Origin of the sequence: Thermosporothrix hazakensis (genome assembly GCF_003253565.1) — a bacterium.
Classification (GTDB): Bacteria; Chloroflexota; Ktedonobacteria; order Ktedonobacterales; family Ktedonobacteraceae; genus Thermosporothrix; species Thermosporothrix hazakensis.
Map to the genome: position 1 here is coordinate 1 of NZ_QKUF01000085.1, position 1195 is coordinate 1195.

General features: G+C 54.1%; 2 protein-coding genes. Both read left to right on the forward strand.

The features are described 5' to 3' along the window. Positions 1–189, forward strand: a 189-nt coding sequence (locus EI42_RS33020; protein WP_170143063.1) for a hypothetical protein, incomplete at its 5' end; no start/stop codon positions are given. Between the two features lie 162 nt (positions 190–351). Further along, positions 352–993 (forward strand): histidine phosphatase family protein, encoded by a 642-nt coding sequence (locus EI42_RS31795; protein WP_111326994.1) that lies wholly within the window; start codon positions 352–354, stop codon positions 991–993. Positions 994–1195 lie beyond the last annotated feature (202 nt).

The window sequence follows — 1195 nt, forward strand, 5'->3', positions numbered from 1 at the left end:
GGGAAAGAGTGTATCTATACCGGCAATGATGCAAAAGAAGCCCATGAGATCTTTCAGGCTGCTGCCCTGAAGCCTGAGTATTATGATCGCACGATTGATCTTCTCTACAAAGGTCGACTTGTTGCCGGTTTTAAAGAGAGAATCGGGTATCGACCAACGGAAGACAACCGGCAGCAGACAGATTCATAGATTGCTCCATCTGAGTGTTTTCCTTTTTGGAGCCCTGCTACCCAACGTATCAGGGCTCTTTTTCTGGGCGGTTTCCTGTGCCGCAAGCACAACAAGCATCCAAGCAGGAGGCAGCGGACCGGTTCTCTTGTGCGAGACAACGGATGGAAGAGGTTCTGAACAATGAAAACACCACGCTCTATCACACGGCATGGAGAGAGGCAATGGAACAGTGAAAGGAGGCTGCACGGCTGGCAGGAGTCGCCGCTGACTGCCCTGGGGGTCTGTCAGGTGCAATGGCTCGGGGAAGCGTTGCGTGAGGTCGCGTTTACTGCTATTTATACCAGTCCGAGCCAGAGGACGCGCACAACAGCGGAGCTGATCGGCGCTCATCATGCCTGTGATATTCTTCCCCAGGATGCATTGCGTGATTTGTGCAAGGGTGATTGGGAAAGAAAGACGCGTGAGGAGCTTCGACAGCGCGAGCCGGAAGCCTTTACTGCTTTTTGGAGTCGTCCGCATCTCTATTGGCCCGTCAATGGCGGCGAATCCTTCTACAATCTGCGGGAACGCGTGCAACCCTTTCTCCACAGCGTGCTTGAGGAACAGAAAGGGGAAACGCTCCTTCTCGTCACGCATGCAGCGACGCTGAAGACCATAATGGCCTTCTTCGATGAGTGCCCAATGGAACGGCTCTGGGAGACGCCGGCCGCATATCCGACCGGATTATGCAAGGTCGTGATCGAGGAACAGAAGCCGCTTATTGAGCTGTACGGCGATATCTCCCACGATCGTGAATGGGCGAACGTGCAAGGGAGAAGCTGACCAATACGAAACAGAATGTCAAGGAAGATTCGAGAAGGATCCTCTTCAGGCTCCTCATATGAATGCTGTTTCCGTATTGCTTGTTCCAGCTCCTCAAGCGTCAGCAGGAGAGCCGCACTCGAGAAGGCACCTTTTTGCTCATGGGCAAGCAAGCCGTGCAAGCGCGCGCGCAGCCCGCTCAGGCGCTGGATTTTGACACGGT

Coding starts and splice junctions, on each gene's coding strand:
- EI42_RS31795 (WP_111326994.1), top strand. CDS start 352: ATGAAAACACCACGCTCTATCACACGGCATGGAGAGAGGCAATGGAAC.